18 protein-coding genes and 1 pseudogene are annotated in these 16,020 nt (G+C 42.2%); 17 read left to right on the top strand and 2 right to left on the bottom strand.

Going from position 1 to position 16,020, the window contains the following annotated elements; genetic code table 11:
• Positions 1-77 precede the first annotated feature (77 nt).
• From ACZQK9_RS04445 to ACZQK9_RS04380, 14 genes and pseudogenes are all read left to right on the top strand, one after another.
• Entirely contained in the window at positions 78-467 is a 390-nt protein-coding gene (locus tag ACZQK9_RS04445) for a ribosomal maturation YjgA family protein (protein ID WP_483269763.1), read from the top strand.
• Positions 457-1,098: a GyrI-like domain-containing protein gene (locus ACZQK9_RS04440; RefSeq protein ID WP_483269762.1), complete on the top strand. Its 642-nt coding sequence runs from the start codon at positions 457-459 to the stop codon at positions 1,096-1,098. Before ACZQK9_RS04445 ends, ACZQK9_RS04440 begins: the two co-directional genes overlap by 11 nt.
• A gap of 320 nt (positions 1,099-1,418) precedes the next feature.
• On the top strand, positions 1,419-2,456 hold the full coding sequence (locus ACZQK9_RS04435) for an RpnC/YadD family protein (protein ID WP_483269761.1): 1,038 nt from the start codon (positions 1,419-1,421) through the stop codon (positions 2,454-2,456).
• Positions 2,457-2,563: 107 nt separating this feature from the next.
• Positions 2,564-3,175 (top strand): hypothetical protein, encoded by a 612-nt coding sequence (locus tag ACZQK9_RS04430; RefSeq protein WP_483269760.1) that lies wholly within the window; start codon positions 2,564-2,566, stop codon positions 3,173-3,175.
• Positions 3,176-3,224: 49 nt separating this feature from the next.
• Positions 3,225-3,680, top strand: coding sequence for a GNAT family N-acetyltransferase (locus ACZQK9_RS04425; protein WP_483269759.1), 456 nt, complete (start codon positions 3,225-3,227; stop codon positions 3,678-3,680).
• A 75-nt stretch (positions 3,681-3,755) separates the two neighbouring features.
• Positions 3,756-4,244: a hypothetical protein gene (locus ACZQK9_RS04420; RefSeq protein ID WP_118546266.1), complete on the top strand. Its 489-nt coding sequence runs from the start codon at positions 3,756-3,758 to the stop codon at positions 4,242-4,244.
• On the top strand, positions 4,231-4,608 hold the full coding sequence (locus ACZQK9_RS04415; RefSeq protein WP_483269758.1) for a hypothetical protein: 378 nt from the start codon (positions 4,231-4,233) through the stop codon (positions 4,606-4,608). The genes ACZQK9_RS04420 and ACZQK9_RS04415 overlap by 14 nt, the downstream gene beginning before the upstream one ends.
• Before the next feature lie 116 nt (positions 4,609-4,724).
• Positions 4,725-5,435, top strand: a complete 711-nt coding sequence (locus ACZQK9_RS04410) for a gamma-glutamyl-gamma-aminobutyrate hydrolase family protein (RefSeq protein WP_483269757.1) — start codon at positions 4,725-4,727, stop codon at positions 5,433-5,435.
• Positions 5,436-5,469: 34 nt separating this feature from the next.
• Positions 5,470-6,228: an arginase family protein gene (locus ACZQK9_RS04405; RefSeq protein ID WP_483269756.1), complete on the top strand. Its 759-nt coding sequence runs from the start codon at positions 5,470-5,472 to the stop codon at positions 6,226-6,228.
• A 78-nt stretch (positions 6,229-6,306) separates the two neighbouring features.
• On the top strand, positions 6,307-7,218 hold the full coding sequence (locus ACZQK9_RS04400; protein ID WP_483269755.1) for a hypothetical protein: 912 nt from the start codon (positions 6,307-6,309) through the stop codon (positions 7,216-7,218).
• Positions 7,219-7,264: 46 nt separating this feature from the next.
• Positions 7,265-7,354: pseudogene (locus ACZQK9_RS04395) on the top strand (VOC family protein); the annotation flags it as partial.
• A 50-nt stretch (positions 7,355-7,404) separates the two neighbouring features.
• Positions 7,405-7,902 carry a flavodoxin family protein BilS gene (gene bilS, locus ACZQK9_RS04390; protein ID WP_483269754.1) on the top strand — a complete coding sequence of 166 codons (498 nt, stop codon included), beginning with the start codon at positions 7,405-7,407 and terminating at the stop codon, positions 7,900-7,902.
• 31 nt (positions 7,903-7,933) lie between these two features.
• A complete protein-coding gene (locus ACZQK9_RS04385; RefSeq protein ID WP_483269753.1) occupies positions 7,934-9,265 on the top strand; it encodes an MATE family efflux transporter in 1,332 nt (443 codons plus the stop codon).
• A gap of 147 nt (positions 9,266-9,412) precedes the next feature.
• Positions 9,413-10,030, top strand: coding sequence for a type II secretion system protein (locus ACZQK9_RS04380; protein WP_483269752.1), 618 nt, complete (start codon positions 9,413-9,415; stop codon positions 10,028-10,030).
• A 40-nt stretch (positions 10,031-10,070) separates the two neighbouring features.
• On the opposite strand, the gene ACZQK9_RS04375 is transcribed toward ACZQK9_RS04380, so the two are convergent.
• On the bottom strand, positions 10,071-10,973 hold the full coding sequence (locus ACZQK9_RS04375; RefSeq protein WP_483269751.1) for an AraC family transcriptional regulator: 903 nt from the start codon (positions 10,971-10,973) through the stop codon (positions 10,071-10,073).
• 203 nt (positions 10,974-11,176) lie between these two features.
• Here ACZQK9_RS04375 and ACZQK9_RS04370 point away from each other — a divergent pair, with 203 nt between their 5' ends.
• From ACZQK9_RS04370 to ACZQK9_RS04360, 3 genes are all read left to right on the top strand, one after another.
• Positions 11,177-13,177, top strand: coding sequence for a glycoside hydrolase family 31 protein (locus ACZQK9_RS04370; RefSeq protein WP_483269750.1), 2,001 nt, complete (start codon positions 11,177-11,179; stop codon positions 13,175-13,177).
• Positions 13,178-13,329: 152 nt separating this feature from the next.
• A complete protein-coding gene (locus ACZQK9_RS04365) occupies positions 13,330-13,941 on the top strand; it encodes a DUF6796 family protein (RefSeq protein WP_483269749.1) in 612 nt (203 codons plus the stop codon).
• Positions 13,942-13,995: 54 nt separating this feature from the next.
• A complete protein-coding gene (locus ACZQK9_RS04360; RefSeq protein WP_483269748.1) occupies positions 13,996-14,646 on the top strand; it encodes a sce7726 family protein in 651 nt (216 codons plus the stop codon).
• On the opposite strand, the gene ACZQK9_RS04355 is transcribed toward ACZQK9_RS04360, so the two are convergent.
• Complete coding sequence (locus tag ACZQK9_RS04355) at positions 14,643-15,890, bottom strand: CapA family protein (protein WP_483269747.1); 1,248 nt, start codon at positions 15,888-15,890, stop codon at positions 14,643-14,645. The two genes, ACZQK9_RS04360 and ACZQK9_RS04355, sit on opposite strands and share 4 nt — an antisense overlap.
• Between the last annotated feature and the right edge of the window lie 130 nt (positions 15,891-16,020).

Here is a 16,020-nt window from a genome sequence, read left to right as displayed (position 1 = left end):
TTGGCATATGGGGAGAAAATTATATGGAAGAAGAGTGTGGAAGGCTTACGAGACCTTATATGTGAATGGAGAAGAACATGAAGCGAATCGGATATGCAATCGCAACTGTGGTTTTGCTGTTGATCGAAGTGTTGATTGCGATATATGTGCATGATGCATTTGTAAGACCATATATTGGCGACGTGCTGGTTGTGGTTGTGATATATACGTTTATAAGAATATTTGTACCGGAGCGATGCAAACTGTTACCGCTTTACGTATTTATGTTTGCGGCACTGGTAGAGTTTTTGCAGATGTTCCATATTGTGGAAGCATTAGGCTGGCAGAATAATCGTTTCTTAAGCATTCTGGTGGGTTCCGTATTTGATTGGAAAGATATCCTGTGTTATGCTGTCGGGTGTATATTTCTTGGCGTGTATGAGGTGTTGAAGCGAAAGGCGGTAAAAGGGAGAAAATATGGCGTTTGATTTTAAGAAGGAATACAAGGAAATTTATATGCCGAAGAACAAGCCGGAGATAGTGAATGTTCCAAAGGCAAACTATATCGCAGTAAGAGGAAAAGGCAATCCGAATGAAAAGGATGGTGCGTATCAGCAGGCGATTGGCGTTTTATATGCAGTTGCATATACACTTAAGATGAGTTACAAGACGGATTACAAAATAGAAGGATTCTTCGAATATGTTGTGCCGCCGCTCGAAGGCTTTTGGTGGCAGGATGATGTTGATGGGATTGATTACTCGAACAAGGATGCATTTAATTGGATTTCCGTGATAAGACTTCCAGATTTTATTACGAAGAAGGATTTTGACTGGGCGGTAGAAACCGCTACAAAAAAGAAGAAACTGGATTGCTCGTCGGCAGAGTTTATCACGATAGAAGAAGGCTTATGCGTTCAGATTATGCATTTCGGAGCATTTGATGATGAACCGGCGACTGTTGAAATCATGGATACATATTTACAGGAAAATGGATATGAAAATGATCTGTCAAAAGATAGATTGCATCATGAAATTTATCTTTCAGATGCAAGAAAAGTTGCTCCTGAAAAATGGAAAACGGTTATCCGGCATCCGATAGCATTGTTAGATACCAAGTGATTAACTGGCAATTTCTGGTGTATCCAACAATATTTGGAAAATATATTAATCCCCGAAATAAATACAAAACGCTGTCAAGCGTTCTTGAAAAAGTCCTTGACATGTTCAGTTCGATTATGCTAGTCTACTACCAAAGCATAAGTTTCATATAGTAGCTGCTAGATAGTTACTTTCTACGAATAGTCAAATTATTTATTCTTGAACATTCATGCTTTTAAATTCAATTCATTTAATTTAAGATGCAGGAGTATTCAAGGAAGATAGTTTAAGATTATGTTTGCCGATGGATTTCTCCTGCGAAAGCCAAAGGAGGACGAAATATGGCAAACAGAGAGTACAAAAGTGACGTGTTTAGTATGTTGTTGGAGGACAGGGCGAGAGCGTTGGATGTCTACAATGCGATGGCTGGGACGGCGTATACCGATCCGGAGATCATCGAGATTCATACGCTGGAAAGTGGTGTATCACTTACGGTGCACAATGATGCATCGTTTGTGGTGAGTATGGATTCGGTTCTGAATATCTACGAGCATCAGTCGACGTATAACCCGAACATGCCGCTTCGTGAACTGATTTATTTTGTGACAATCATCAAGAAGCTGGTCGAAAATAGATATCTGCTTAGTCATAAGCTGGTGAAGATACCGACACCGAAATTCGCAGTGTTCTATAATGGAGACAAAAACAGACCAGAGCGTGAAGTGCTGAAATTGTCCGATGCATATGAAAACCAGTCGGACGAGCCGCAGTTAGAGCTGATGTGTACCGTGTATAACATCAATCCGGGAAATAATGAGGATCTGAAGAAGCGGAGTCAGACGCTGCGGGAGTATATGATATTTGTTGGATATGTAAATGAGAATCTTGCAAAGGCAAAAAAGGGCGAGAAGGATTATGAAACTGCAATTAGAGATGCGGTGAACCGTTGCATTGCAGAAGATATCCTAAAGGAGTTTTTGCTGGAACGCGGAGAGGATGTGCAGAAAATTATGATGTTTGATCTGACATACGAAAAGCAGATGGAGAATGCAAAACGGGAATGGTTTAACGATGGTGTGGAAGAAGGACGTGCGGAAGGGTATTCATCTGGGATTGCAGAAGGACGTGCATCTGGAATCGCAGAAGGGCATACATCTGGAATTGCAGAAGGTCGCGCAGAAGGGTATCGTCGTCTTGTGAATTCAATTATCAAAAAACTTCAGAAGAATAAGTCGCTTGAACAGATTGCAGATGAACTTGAAGAATCTGTCGAAGATATCCAGCCAATCTATGATATCGTGAAGGAGCATGCGCCAGAATATGATGTAGATGCAATTACCACGGAAGTGTTGGAAGCACGGGAAAACGAAAAAGTGTAAAACGTTATGAGGTAAATAAAGGCAGGATAGCTGATAGAAAGTCAACTGTCCTGCTTTACATATATAACAGGCATTTTGTTGTTTGAAACTCAATAAGGGGCATAAAAGTGAGACATTTTATAGATTTTATAAAAAGTAAAAAACAGATGAAACCGGAGTTATTCAGCATTTCATGTGAATATGATGGTTATGATTTAGTCTTTGAGGAAGGGACTATAGATGCAAAACTTTACGAATCATTCAATGAGATAATTACGGACAGGCGATATGATATAAATACTCTGCCGGAGTATCATGTGCTGCTTGACCGTAAAGATGAGGAACATTTCAATACTTTCTATGACTGTTGGATAAGAGAATTGGAGAAAAATGGTTTTGCTTTTTTATTGGACAATACCATCGGAATAGATAGCTTTGTAAAAGGAATTAATAGAATTTTGTTGAGTATTGGTTCAGGAAAACAATTGAACGCGGAGAGGGTAAATTCTGAATATCGACGTGAAGTTATGAATTATTCTTTGTCTGGAAAAGAGATTACATCTGAAATAAACTACGATATACTGGAAGCAAATATCGTTGCCAAAGAACTTCGGGAAATTGGATATGAATTGATTTGCCTGTTTAATGGCTTCGATAATAACATAAAGACAATTATCAGGATAGATAGAATAACTGAGCTGAAAGAGATTGAGGCGAAGATAAAGCATGGGGTGGATTAGCTGCCAAGGATTACGAGAAAATTATAAGTAAAATCAAGGGGAGGATACCATGAAAATAGAGTATAGAAGACTGACAGAGAAAGAACTGAATACGTTTATTGATATGCGGATAAAGCAACTGAGAGAAGAAGGTGCTAAGGAGGATATGGATTTGGTACCTGCATTAAAGCAGTATTATATACGCCATATGGGAGATGGGACTTTTGTGTCATGGCTTGCTTTTGACGGGGATAAGATTATTGGAACGAGTGGTATGTCTTTTGTAGAGAAACCGCCATATTTTGGCTGCCCAAGTGGAAAGATAGGGTTACTATCCAGCATGTTTACTGATCCGGACTACAGAAGAAAAGGTATCGCAAAAGAGCTGTTAACACGCGTTGTTCATGATGCAAAAGAATATGGCTGTGGAACAGTGCAGATCACAGCGTCAGATATGGGCGTTAAGTTATATTCGAACTTTGGATTTGTTCCGAATAAAAATTTTATGCAATATAAACTTTCGTGATTCTAACCATTGTCAGTGAAAGTACAGAAAAATATATGAGTGTTAGGTGAGACCACTCATAAGGAAAGGATTATCATGGATAAAACGATAAATGATTTTATTAATCTTTGGGTTGGAAAACGGCTTGAAGGGCTTAACTGCATATGTGAAATGCTGGATTTCTGTTTCAGCGATAATCTCGTATTGCATGGATTGGGATTGACTAGAATTTTTCTTAATGATGACTTGATAATAACAACGATGGATTACAATTCTTGGGATCAAGAAGAGAGCAAACATAATGATGAATGGTTCAATACAGATAAGTTTCGGAATCAGATAATTGGTGGAAAAGTGACAAGCATATCCATTAGTAAATCCAATGATTTGTTCGTTGAAATGGATAACGGCGTGAGAATAGAATGCTATATTTCCAATGCTTATCCGCATTATGAAGAGGAATGTGAACAATGGCTTTTATTTGAACATACAGAGGATCATTCAGGAAGAATATTGACTGCATATAATAAAAGGCTAGAGAGTAACATTGGAAATAGCAGAGGGGACAAAGATGTGGTGGTATGAAAATGTAACAAGAGTTGATTTTGAAGCGGTTAAAGATATGATAGAGCAAATTATGTTTCGATTAGGCGCTTCAAAATACGAAATCCGTTTACCCTATGAGGTTAAAACAACAAACTATTCAGACGATTTTGAAGAAACGCATCATTCTGTACGATCAGTATTTACATATAAAGGATTATTTTTCAGAGTGGATGAAGTCCTTTTTAGACAAAAGCCCTTTATTGTAATAGAATGTGGGGATCTGGATGAGCTAATGAACAATATTATGGAGGATGCAGAGCCATTTCCATTTGATTTGTCCTATGAAGAATTGTGTGACGAGGTGAAGTATTCTTTGGGAATCGAACCATATCCTCAAGAGTAAAAGTTTATTATTTCTAATAGGCGTGACTTGAGGTTTGGTACACAGATGATTAGATAAGAAAAATACAATAAATATAGCTAGGGTAAAGCAAAAATCAGCATTTGGAGGAATGAGAAATGAAATCGACAATGCGAAAAGTGATTGGTATTATGCCACTTTATGATGATGAAAAAGAAAGCTACTGGATGCTGCCCGGATATATGAAAATGCTAGAGGCGGAAAATGCGATTCCTATGATGCTCCCTCTTACAGCAAATGAGAAGGAACTTGATTATTTTCTCGAAATATGTGGTGGATTTTTGTTTACTGGTGGACATGATGTGTCCCCGTCTGTGTATCATGAAAAAAAGAAATCGTGGTGTGGTTCCTGTTGCGAACTACGGGATGAAATGGAACAATATATCTTAACAGGAGCCGTAGAGAGGGATAAATCTGTTTTGGGTATATGTCGAGGGATCCAGTTTATGAATGCCTGCTATGGTGGGACTTTGTATCAGGATTTGGCAACAGAGCATACCAGTTGTATTGACCATCATATGAAACCGCCATACGACAGGGTGGCACATCAGGTTACACTGCAAAAGGATACATTGCTCTATAACATTTTAGGTAAGGAACAAATAGGAGTAAACAGTTATCACCATCAAGCAATCAGAGAACTGGCACTCGATTTTCAGGCGATGGCATTTTCGGAAGATGGGTTGATTGAAAGTATCTATATGCCATCGAATAAGTTTATAGTGGGCGTACAATGGCATCCCGAATTTTCCTATACAGTAGATGAAAACAGCAGGAAAATAGTAAATGCGTTTGTTAGTTCCGTCTGAAAATTTCGGGGTGTATAGTAAGGGGGAATTACAGATGAAACCATATCATTTGATTCTGGATTTTACACACGTATACGATGATGAAATCTGTGCAGATCGAGAGCAATTTTCGTGGATTGACTGCTCGGATATTGAAGGCAGCGACCTGTATTGTTCGCCACAGGCAGAGCGGGAGATCCGCAGGAGAATAGAGCCGTATGGAGTACATGGAATCCATTTTGTGGATTCTGGCAATTATCATTATGTTACAAAGATATTTACAGATCAGATTCACAGCCCATTTTCTTTGATTGTTTTCGATCATCACACAGATATGCAGCAACCGTTAATGGAAGGAATGATGAGCTGTGGCGATTGGGCGGGAATGGTTCTTGATCAGAATCCGGCATTGCAACAATTTATTTTGATCGGGCCGGCGGAAGACGATATAAAACAAATTCGTACGAAGCATCTGGATAAACTCATAACTTTTTCCGCAGAGGAAATCCGTAAAGGAGAAGGTGTGGAACGGTTAAAACGGATTCACGGCGGTGTACCGTTGTACATTTCAATCGACAAGGATGTGCTTTCTGAACAATACAGTGAAACAAATTGGAATCAAGGCGAACTGACGCTGGGGATGCTTGAACATATGCTTCAATATTTTCTGGAGCGGGCACCTGTATATGGTATAGATATTTGCGGGGAAAGCTCTACGGCGATTGCCCTGCCGGAATATTTTCAGGCAGAGGGTGTAAATGGTAAGACAAATGTAGAGCTGTTTCGATTTTTGCGTAGTTATTGTTGTAGTTGAGCTGGATACAAATGTGCGAAATACAAGAGCAAGAAATTTGTACCAGAGGTTAGGGTATGAAGGGATAGGAAACGATAAATGAAGCAAAAAACACAGAAAACGGCATATTACCACCTTCCGGGGTTATTTGAATTCTATGAGTTATATGAATTATTTCTGCCGTTATTCCGTGAGCATCGGGAATACTTTTATGATTGGTGTGAGATTGGCTCCATCTATGGGGCACCGGCAGATTGTATCTGGGGTGGCGGACGGATCGGAGACGGAGATCACAGTGCGCAGGAAGTGTTGCATCTGATGCAGGAATATGGTATTTCGGCGAGGCTGACATTCAGTAATTCGTTATTGCAGGAAGAGCATTTATCCGACAAAAAATGCAACACACTTTGCACGTTATTTGAAAAAGGTGGAACAGTGCAAAATGGAGTGATTGTGCATTCGGATTTATTACTGGCGTATCTGAAGAGGCAGTATCCGGGCTTGTATCTTGTCTCATCGACCACAAAGGTTCTGACGGAGTTTGAACAGTTCCGGGATGAGTTAAAGCGGGATGAGTTTCAGTATGTAGTGCCGGATTTTCGGTTGAATAAACGTTTTGAAGATCTGCATACGTTGACGGATGAGCAAAAGGCGAAGGTTGAGTTTTTGTGCAATGAATGTTGTTGGTTTGGGTGCAAAGAACGGAAAGTATGTTATGAGGATGTGAGCCGGAAAGCACTTGGCATAAAAGCACCGGATCATAGATGCACGGCACCAGAGTCGGAACAGGGATACCGGTTTTCAAAGGCAATGTCGAATCCGGGATTTATTGGAGTTGATGCGATAAAAGACGTCTATCTGCCGATGGGATTTTCCAATTTCAAGATTGAAGGACGCGGACTGGGAAGTGCGTTGGTGTTGGAATTCCTGCTTTATTACATGACGAAGCCGGAGTATCAGATTCATGTGAGGGAAGCGATTTATCTGGATAATATGTTGGATCTGATCTGAGGAGAAATGCGGAATAGAAGTTCCTGCATTATAAGGAGAAGCAAATATGAAATTAAGAAATATACTCATTGTCGTGAAAGACATAGAGCGTGCAAGAAAATATTATCACGACTTATTTGGACTGGATATGCTATTATTATGTTACTCCAATAGAAGTTAGCAGGAAATGAAGGGAGATAATGAAGGATGACAACAAATAATTATTCAATAATTTTCAGCAGCGTAACCGGTAATACAAAGAAACTGGCAGACATAATCCATGAAACGCTGCCTCAGGATATGTGTGATTATTTTGGCGGGAATGAATTACAGGTACCGGAATCTGATTTGCTGTATATCGGTTTTTGGACGGACAAAGGAAACGCAGATAATAAGACATCAGAATTGTTATCGAAATTAAAAAATAAGAAGATTTTTTTGTTTGGAACAGCCGGCTTCGGTGGAAGCGACACATATTTTAACAAAATTCTTGAGCAGGTCAGACAATCTATTGATTCCAGCAATGAGGTTATCGGAGCGTATATGTGTCAGGGAAAGATGCCGCAGTCTGTGCGCGACCGTTATATCAAAATGAAAGAGAATCCGGAACATCCGGCGAATCTGGATATGCTGATTGAGAATTTTGACCGCGCCTTATCCCACCCGGATGCGGATGATCTGGAAAGATTAAAAAAGACATTATGAACAGACCGGGAAAGTTCAGGAGGGAACTATAATGTCAAAAGATGAATATTTAATCACAGATGCGCCTCTGAAAGCGTTGACCGTATTTGCAATGCCTATGATTCTCGGCAGCTTCTTCCAGCAGGTATATAATATGGCTGATTCCATAATCGTCGGTCAGTATGTTGGTTCCTCGGCGCTTGCGGCTGTTGGCGCCTGTGCAGCGCTTACCAATGTTTTTATTTGTGTGGCATTGGGCGCCGGTGTAGGTGCCGGTGTGCTTGTAAGCCGTTATTTTGGTGCCCGAAATTATGGAAAAATGAAAACAATTGTATCAACATCGTTGATTAGTTTTCTAAGCTTGAGCATACTTCTGAGCGTCCTTGGATTTTGCTTTTCCGATTTGATGATGCGGTTATTACACACACCTGCGGATATACTGGATGATGCGGTGCTGTATCTGCGGGTCTATTTTATGGGATTTCCGTTTCTGTTTATGTATAACATTCTATCAACCATGTTTACTTCCATCGGAGAGTCGAAGATTCCGTTGGTGCTTCTGATCGTATCGTCGGTATTGAATATTCTTATGGATCTCTGGATGGTGGCCGGCCTGGGGCTGGGCGTGTTCGGTGCAGCCCTTGCGACTCTTATTGCACAAGGAATCTCCGCAGTGCTGTCCTTCCTGATTTTTATTTATCGGATGCGGCAGTATCAGAGTCCTTTTCGCTGGTTTGAACGGCAGGAGCTGTATTCCATGCTCAAGATTGCTGTCCCATCAGTTCTCCAGCAGTCCACCGTGTCGATCGGTATGATGATTGTACAGGCAGTTGTGAATCCGTTCGGTACGCAGGCACTTGCCGGTTATGCTGCGACGATGAGGGTAGAAAATGTTTTTTCACTGATATTTGTATCTATTGGCAATGCGGTGTCCCCATACGTTTCCCAGAATCTTGGTGCGAAGAAACCACAGCGTATCAAGAAGGGCTATCATGCTGCGTTGGTGTTAGATGCGTGTTTTGCAATCCTTGCTTTTGTCGTCATTGAAACACTGCATACGCAGATTTCTTCGTTGTTCCTTGGGAAAGACGGAACTGCTTTTGCATATCAGGTATCCGGGGATTATATGAGATGGCTTGGGTATTTCTTTATCTTCATGGGTATCAAGATGGCGACAGATGGAGTCCTTCGGGGACTTGGAATCATGCGGCCGTTTCTGGTTGCCAATATGGTAAATCTGGCAATCCGTCTGGCGGTTGCTCTGATTTGTGCACCGAGGTTTGGAATTGCATTTGTCTGGCTTGCCGTACCGGCCGGCTGGCTTGCAAACTTTCTGATCTCCTATGTGGCGCTCAGAAAATCATGGCCGAAGATTCTGCACTGAATAAACACAGTGCACAGGGCGTGTTCGCTCTGATGCTTAAGGCGGGAAATTAGAACACAAAACTATTAAGTATCTGAAGAAAATTCCCGAAATATAATATAGTTGTATGTGGATATATTACATTATAAAGGATAAATATAGAAATTAATGAAAAAAAATCGTGGCTTTACATTAGTGGAACTGGCTGTTGTGCTTGTGATTCTTGCAATCCTTGCGGCGTTTCTGGTTCCGACATTGCTTGGGTATATCGATAAGACAAAAAAACAGATGATTATAAATGAAGCTCGGGATGTCTGGGTTGCTTCACAGGCAGCTTTGACAGAATGTTATGGATTGCATCCGGAAAGCTTTAAGACTTCCTGTAAGTTTACTTCGTCCATAGGTGGAAGGACCGTGAAAAATCTGGGAAGAATATCGAACGGTGCCCTTGGAGCACTGCAGAAAGATCCGAACGATATGGTGGAAGCGGGAACATCCAGCCGCAGGATTGCCGGGCAGGTGTTAAAGTATCTGGACAGTGCAGACAAAAATGCAAATCCCCGCTACACATTTGGAAGCGGTAAAGTTACCGGCGGAGGAGTGAAACCAAGTAATTATTTTGGGGAGGATTCAAAACCGACAGATGTGATTATTCAGATCTTTCATACAGATAAAGGGAAGATGGTCGCTTTGAATTTCGCAAAGGATGGGTATATGGTAACGATGATAGAAGGCAAAGAAACAACCTGTGTTTATGATGGAAATTGCCTGCCATCCTGGGAATAATAAAAGATCGGATGACAGTACGGAGAATAATTCGCCTGTATTACCTTTGCGTATGTTTGTTCCGATAGACTTTGGGCGTACAACACATAATTTCTTTGAATTTGCGAATAAAATAACTGACATTTTCAAATCCGCAATCCAGTGCGATATCAAGCACTGGATTGTTTGTCGTTTCAAGCAGAATACATGCCTTTTGAATGCGGTAATTAAGCAGATACTGAATCGGAGAAACACCCGCAATATCCTTGAAAAAACGGCAGAGATACTGGCTGTTGCACGGGATGGTATCCGCCAGGTCCTGCAAAGTGACCGGCTGGTTATAATTATGCTCCATATAAGAGATGACAGATTTATAGTTCTGTATTTTCTTTTGGTTTGTCTGTGCGTGTGCATTTTGGACTGATTGCATGAGATTGGCTGTATAAATGGATGATATAATATCGAGAATCAGTAGTTTGCTTGTCATATACCAGCCGGAATCCATTTCTGCGGCAGTATCCATAAGAGCCTTGATTTTAGGTGAAAGGGCGGCATGGATGGATGAACCGCAATGGTAGATATTTGGCAATAGAGCCAGTTGGTTTATCAGTGGTCTGATACATTTTTCCTGCATTTCATCTTCATAGGAAAAATCCAGAATACACGGATCGAATAAGATCACGTTGTGCTTGGTATCAGAGGAATTCCCCTTGATCTGATGCAGGTCACCGGGATTCAGGATACAGATATCTCCTTGTGATAAGGTAAAGCTCTGCAGATTGATTTCAAATTCAAAGCTCCCCTTCTCAATATAGAGAATTTCCATATAGTGGTGCCAGTGGCGCGCAACAAAGAAATATTCCGGATAGGGTGTACCGGCCCCTGTATCAAAATGTAATCTGGAAATAGGATGTTCTTTTGTTCCGTAATGAATATTTTCTTTTAGAGAAATGTCCTGGTTCATATCGTATAATCGTTCCTTTTTTGAAAGTAGATTCGCACCAGACCTGTGCCTGCATAGGTTCTTATAGTTAAAATATGCTATTTTTTAAGAAAAGTCAATATTGTGTCATAAAATAACGAAGATAATGCAAGAATATTAGCTTGCTTGACAATATAATGATATTAACAAAACGTAAGACAAAACAATCGGAAGGAGAATGCGAAATGATTAAAAAATATACCTATGGAACCCCGTTTCCAACAGAGTCAGTGACAGAGCAATTTGCAGCATCGGAAGGAATGCCGGAGTTTGGCGTCATTCATTTACAGGAAGGATTTTCTTTCACTTATAAGCTTCGTGATGAGGATGTCGTATATGGACTCGGTGAAGCAAACCGTGGCATCAACAAACGCGGCTACCAGTATATCAGCAACAATTCAGATAATCCCCATCATCATGAAGATGTATATTCGCTGTATGCTGCGCATAATTTTATTATCGTGTCAGGGGAGCAGACGTTTGGACTTTACTTTGATTATCCGTCAACACTTACCTTTGATGTCGGTTACACAAGATCGGACGAGCTTCATATCTTCTGTGACAGGGCAGATCTTGATCTGTATGTTATTACAGGCGAAAATCCATACGATATTACAAAGCAGTTTCGGAAGATGATTGGCAGAAGCTATATTGCACCGAAATTTGCGTTTGGATTCGGGCAGAGCCGCTGGGGATATAAAACGCCGGAGGATTTTGTTACGGTGGCAGAAAAATACAGGGAAAATCATATTCCGATAGATATGGTTTATATGGATATTGACTATATGGATAACTATAAAGATTTTACGGTAAATGATGCGTTCCGTGATTTCCCGCAGTATGTAGAGAACCTGAAGAAGGATCATATCCGGCTTGTACCAATTATTGATGCAGGTGTAAAAATCGAAGAAGGATATGATGTATACGAGGAAGGAGTCGAGAAGAATTATTTCTGTAAGAGACAGGATGGAAGTGATTTTGTAGCCGCTGTCTGGCCGGGATATACACATTTTCCGGATGTATTAAATCCGGATGCCAGAAAATGGTTTGGAGAGAAATATAAGCGCCTGACCGATGCCGGCATAGAGGGATTTTGGAACGATATGAATGAACCGGCGATATTTTTTACACCGGAGGGTGTAAAAGATGTAAAGGAAGCGATGAAAGCGTTCATAGACAAAGAGGAAACCGTGCAGGACGTATGGGCAATCGGGGCGCAGGTGACCGGTCTTGCGAACAACGCGGAAGATTATGCATCTATGTATCACAATGTAGATGGCAAGATGGTGCGGCATGATCAGGTGCACAATCTGTTCGGATATAACATGACGCGTGCAGCGGGTGAAGGGCTCCGTGAGATTTCGCCGGATAAGCGTTGCCTGTTGTTCTCACGTTCATCCTACATTGGAATGCATCGCTATGGTGGAATCTGGACCGGTGATAATAAATCATGGTGGTCACATATTCTGCTGAATCTGAAGATGCTGCCATCCTTGAATATGTGTGGGTTCTTATATACCGGTGCCGATCTGGGTGGTTTTGGCTGTAACACGACACGGGATCTGCTGCTCCGCTGGTTGGCACTCGGTGTATTTACGCCGCTTATGCGGGATCATGCCTGTGAGAAGACTAGAGAACAGGAATGTTACCAGTTTGAACACATAGAGGATTTCCGGCATATAATCGGTGTGCGGTATCGGTTGATTCCGTATATTTACAGCGAATATATGAAGGCTGCACTGACCGATGACATGATGTTCAAGCCACTTGCATTTGAGTACCCGGAAGATCGGATGGCTGTAAATGTGGAAGATCAGTTGATGCTCGGAAATGAAATCATGATCGCACCTGTGTATACGCAGAATGCAATCGGCAGATATGTGTACCTGCCGGAAGCGATGATGCTTGTCCGTTTTTGCCCGGACGGAAAAATCGAACAGACGGAAATGCCGAAGGGACATCATTTTGTCGAGATTCCGTTGAATGAGGTTATCTTATTTATCCGTCAAGGCAAGTGTATTCCGCTTGTGGATGCTGCAGAGTGCGTGGATGAGATTGATATGGACAGCCTGCAGATGATAGGATATGAGAATAGCACCTATCAGTTATATGATGATGACGGTTATACGAGGGCATATGATCTGGAGAAGTCAACCGTCTGGTTGAAGAAGGAAGAAAATAAATAAATTAAAAAGGCGTGAAGAAGCACTGAGAAGTAAAGATTGATTGCTGAAAGAGGGATTGCATTGGTAATCCCTCTTGTTTTCTCCCCTGTCCCTGTGGTAGAATGAGGATGGTTAGAAAAGACTAACTAACGCACTGTGGGAGGGAAGAACAAATGAAATTCATGTTATTGTTGGGATTGATCGGACATATTTTCTGTGGAGCATCGGACTGTCTGCTCACCTATGCGCCAAACGGCAAGGTGAATCTGACGGATTTCAAAGATTATGAGAAGTCGAGTGTTTCGTTTCGGGGGATGCCACTCAGGAATCTGACGACTGCGATGATCTTGGGCGTTGCAGCTATGACACTGGAATTGTTTGGATATATGCAGCTTTGCAATTATGTGCGCGACTATTCGATCGTATATTACCGGATTATGTATGCATCTGCGCTCGTGATGTTTATTTCACTGCCATTGCACCATATCATCTGCTGTGCCTGCGAATGGTTTTTCGTGCGGCAGGGCTTGACGAAGGACGCGCTTGACAGCGTGTGGGATTTCTTCAAATGTACCGTCTACACAATGTATATTGGATATCTCGCGATGATCGTGTTTGCAGTTGCATTTTTGATTGTTGTAGTAACAGGTAAGACAGGCATGCCAAGATGGGCATGTATCTTCAATCTGCTTCCGTTAGCTGTCGTCACATTGCCGACGAAGCTTCCTGCGAAGGCAAATGTAATCGGCGCAGGGATGTTCCTCGGACTCTTGTTTTTGATGTGATATCTTGTTAAAATGGTGTTCAGAATGTGCTAGAAAAACAGGATGGAACATACAATGTTACTAGATAAAGATATACGGGAGCCATTGTTTGAATTCCTCGAAGAACGGTACGGCAAGGTGCGCATCTTAGAGGAGAAAACCGTCGGGCGTTCGCGGGCGGATGTCGTGATGGTGATTCCCGAAAAGATTGTTGGAATCGAGATAAAAAGTGATGCGGATACATATACGCGGTTAGAGCGGCAGGTTGCAGACTACGATCTGTATTTCGATGCGAATATCGTGGTTGTCGGAAGCACACATGCAAGCCATGTTGCAGAGCATGTGCCGGGATATTGGGGTATCGTGTCAGTAGAACAGGAAGAAGACCATGTGGATTTCTATATCGTGCGCGAGATGCAGGACAATCCGCATGCACAGCTTCTTCGGACGATCCGTGTGCTGTGGCGCCCGGAGCTTGCCCATATTCAGGAGAAATACGGACTGCCGATGTATAAGCAGAAGAGCAAGGATTTCGTGCGGACAGTCATCGTGGACCGGCTGCCGGTCGAGGTAGTTCATAAGGAAATCAGTGATGCGCTCTTTGAGCGGGACTATGACGCGATGCTTGCAGAAATTCAGGAATTTCGCAGGGCACAGGCGGCAAAACGCGGCAAGACCGTGCGCAAAAAAAGAAAAAAGTATCGAAGAAAAAAGCGGGATGCCTAATAAGGCAGTTCCCGCTTTCCTTGCATAAAGTCGATTACAAGCTGCTTGTCTGTTTCATTCTCGATGACGGCAGGCTGGTAGTTGTTGGATTCCCCGGTGTAGACATAACATGGAATTAAAGTTACATCTGTGTTTGTTACGGAGAATGCACCGGTCGTGGCATCCTGCGTGACAGTCAGAGTCTGGTTATAGATCAAAGTCCGGTTTTCTGGATAATTATTTCCGCCGAAGATAAAATTCCCGAGCGAATATACGATGTTCGCATCGTTGTAAGTCTCCATCGGCTGTAACACATGTGGGTGCGAGCCGATGACGAGATCAGCACCGTGGTCAACTAAGTTATGGCAGGACGCCTGCTTCCAGTCCTCGTAGGCGTGAACCTTCTCTTCGCCACCGTGGAAATATACAATCTGATAATCACTGTTCGCATTTGCTTCTTCCAAATCGACTAACATTGCCTGTTCGGCTCCGGCAGAGTACATGCTTCCGAACACAAATGCAATTGTAAATCCGTTGATTTCCTTGTAGACAATCTTTCCGTCTTTGCCCCAGTCAACACCCGCAACATCTAAGGCAGCGCGCGTATCCATGTTGCCGTCGGTTCCGAAATCATAGGTGTGGTTGTTGTCAATCGAGACAACATCGACGCCATTTTCCGGCAGAAGCTTGGCGGTTGCAGCGTGGGAGCGGAACCAGAATGCACGGAAGGTATATTCCGGCTTCTCCATGCTGACAGTCGTTCCGGATTGTTGCGCAAGTGCAACTGCAGAGTTATATTCCGCAACCGCATTATTGTATTGTTCGAGTGCTGCGGCTTCGCCCTTATCCGTTTTCACCAGATTGTCATTGTCGGAGAAAACATTTTCACAATTCGCAATCGTGATATCATCATTTAAGAAATAATCCCGCACATTTTCAAAGAAATACGTGCTCGGCTGGCTGTTCGCCATGGCGTCGATGCTGCTCGTAGCTGTGTCGTTACCCGCGAGCATGATATCGCCGACGAAATTCATGCTGATAGTAAATGACTGCGAAGCGGATGCGTCAACTGCGCCGGCATCCGTTACCGTTGCCATGCTGCCGGCAGGCTGGTAGGAATCAAGCCCCGAAAGGTCGATTGGCTGGACGGTTCCTTCCGTCGTCGCCGGATTTTCATTATCTTCTTTTTTCAGGATATTCATTGTGATCAGACCGGCGATGCCGACAAATGTCAAAATTATTAAAAAAACAATTATCTTTCGCATAGTTTATCCTCATGATTGTGACAGCCTGAGTGGCATATGAATCCGTGTATACTAGTATCTCTAGCATACCACATTTTGGAAGGAAAGCAAATAGAAGAAATAGCTAGTCAATGCATGGAAATGGTGGTAA

Source organism: Wujia sp. (assembly GCF_056872695.1).
Note: the sequence above shows the minus strand (reverse complement) of the source record. Positions and strands in the feature narration are given on the sequence as shown.

Coding starts and splice junctions, on each gene's coding strand:
- ACZQK9_RS04440 (WP_483269762.1), top strand. CDS start 457: ATGGCGTTTGATTTTAAGAAGGAATACAAGGAAATTTATATGCCGAAG.
- ACZQK9_RS04355 (WP_483269747.1), bottom strand. CDS start 15,890: ATGCGAAAGATAATTGTTTTTTTAATAATTTTGACATTTGTCGGCATC.
- ACZQK9_RS04375 (WP_483269751.1), bottom strand. CDS start 10,973: ATGAACCAGGACATTTCTCTAAAAGAAAATATTCATTACGGAACAAAA.
- ACZQK9_RS04360 (WP_483269748.1), top strand. CDS start 13,996: ATGTTACTAGATAAAGATATACGGGAGCCATTGTTTGAATTCCTCGAA.
- bilS (WP_483269754.1), top strand. CDS start 7,405: ATGACAACAAATAATTATTCAATAATTTTCAGCAGCGTAACCGGTAAT.
- ACZQK9_RS04435 (WP_483269761.1), top strand. CDS start 1,419: ATGGCAAACAGAGAGTACAAAAGTGACGTGTTTAGTATGTTGTTGGAG.
- ACZQK9_RS04410 (WP_483269757.1), top strand. CDS start 4,725: ATGAAATCGACAATGCGAAAAGTGATTGGTATTATGCCACTTTATGAT.
- ACZQK9_RS04405 (WP_483269756.1), top strand. CDS start 5,470: ATGAAACCATATCATTTGATTCTGGATTTTACACACGTATACGATGAT.
- ACZQK9_RS04370 (WP_483269750.1), top strand. CDS start 11,177: ATGATTAAAAAATATACCTATGGAACCCCGTTTCCAACAGAGTCAGTG.
- ACZQK9_RS04420 (WP_118546266.1), top strand. CDS start 3,756: ATGGATAAAACGATAAATGATTTTATTAATCTTTGGGTTGGAAAACGG.
- ACZQK9_RS04445 (WP_483269763.1), top strand. CDS start 78: ATGAAGCGAATCGGATATGCAATCGCAACTGTGGTTTTGCTGTTGATC.
- ACZQK9_RS04415 (WP_483269758.1), top strand. CDS start 4,231: ATGTGGTGGTATGAAAATGTAACAAGAGTTGATTTTGAAGCGGTTAAA.
- ACZQK9_RS04385 (WP_483269753.1), top strand. CDS start 7,934: ATGTCAAAAGATGAATATTTAATCACAGATGCGCCTCTGAAAGCGTTG.
- ACZQK9_RS04380 (WP_483269752.1), top strand. CDS start 9,413: ATGAAAAAAAATCGTGGCTTTACATTAGTGGAACTGGCTGTTGTGCTT.
- ACZQK9_RS04365 (WP_483269749.1), top strand. CDS start 13,330: ATGAAATTCATGTTATTGTTGGGATTGATCGGACATATTTTCTGTGGA.
- ACZQK9_RS04425 (WP_483269759.1), top strand. CDS start 3,225: ATGAAAATAGAGTATAGAAGACTGACAGAGAAAGAACTGAATACGTTT.
- ACZQK9_RS04400 (WP_483269755.1), top strand. CDS start 6,307: ATGAAGCAAAAAACACAGAAAACGGCATATTACCACCTTCCGGGGTTA.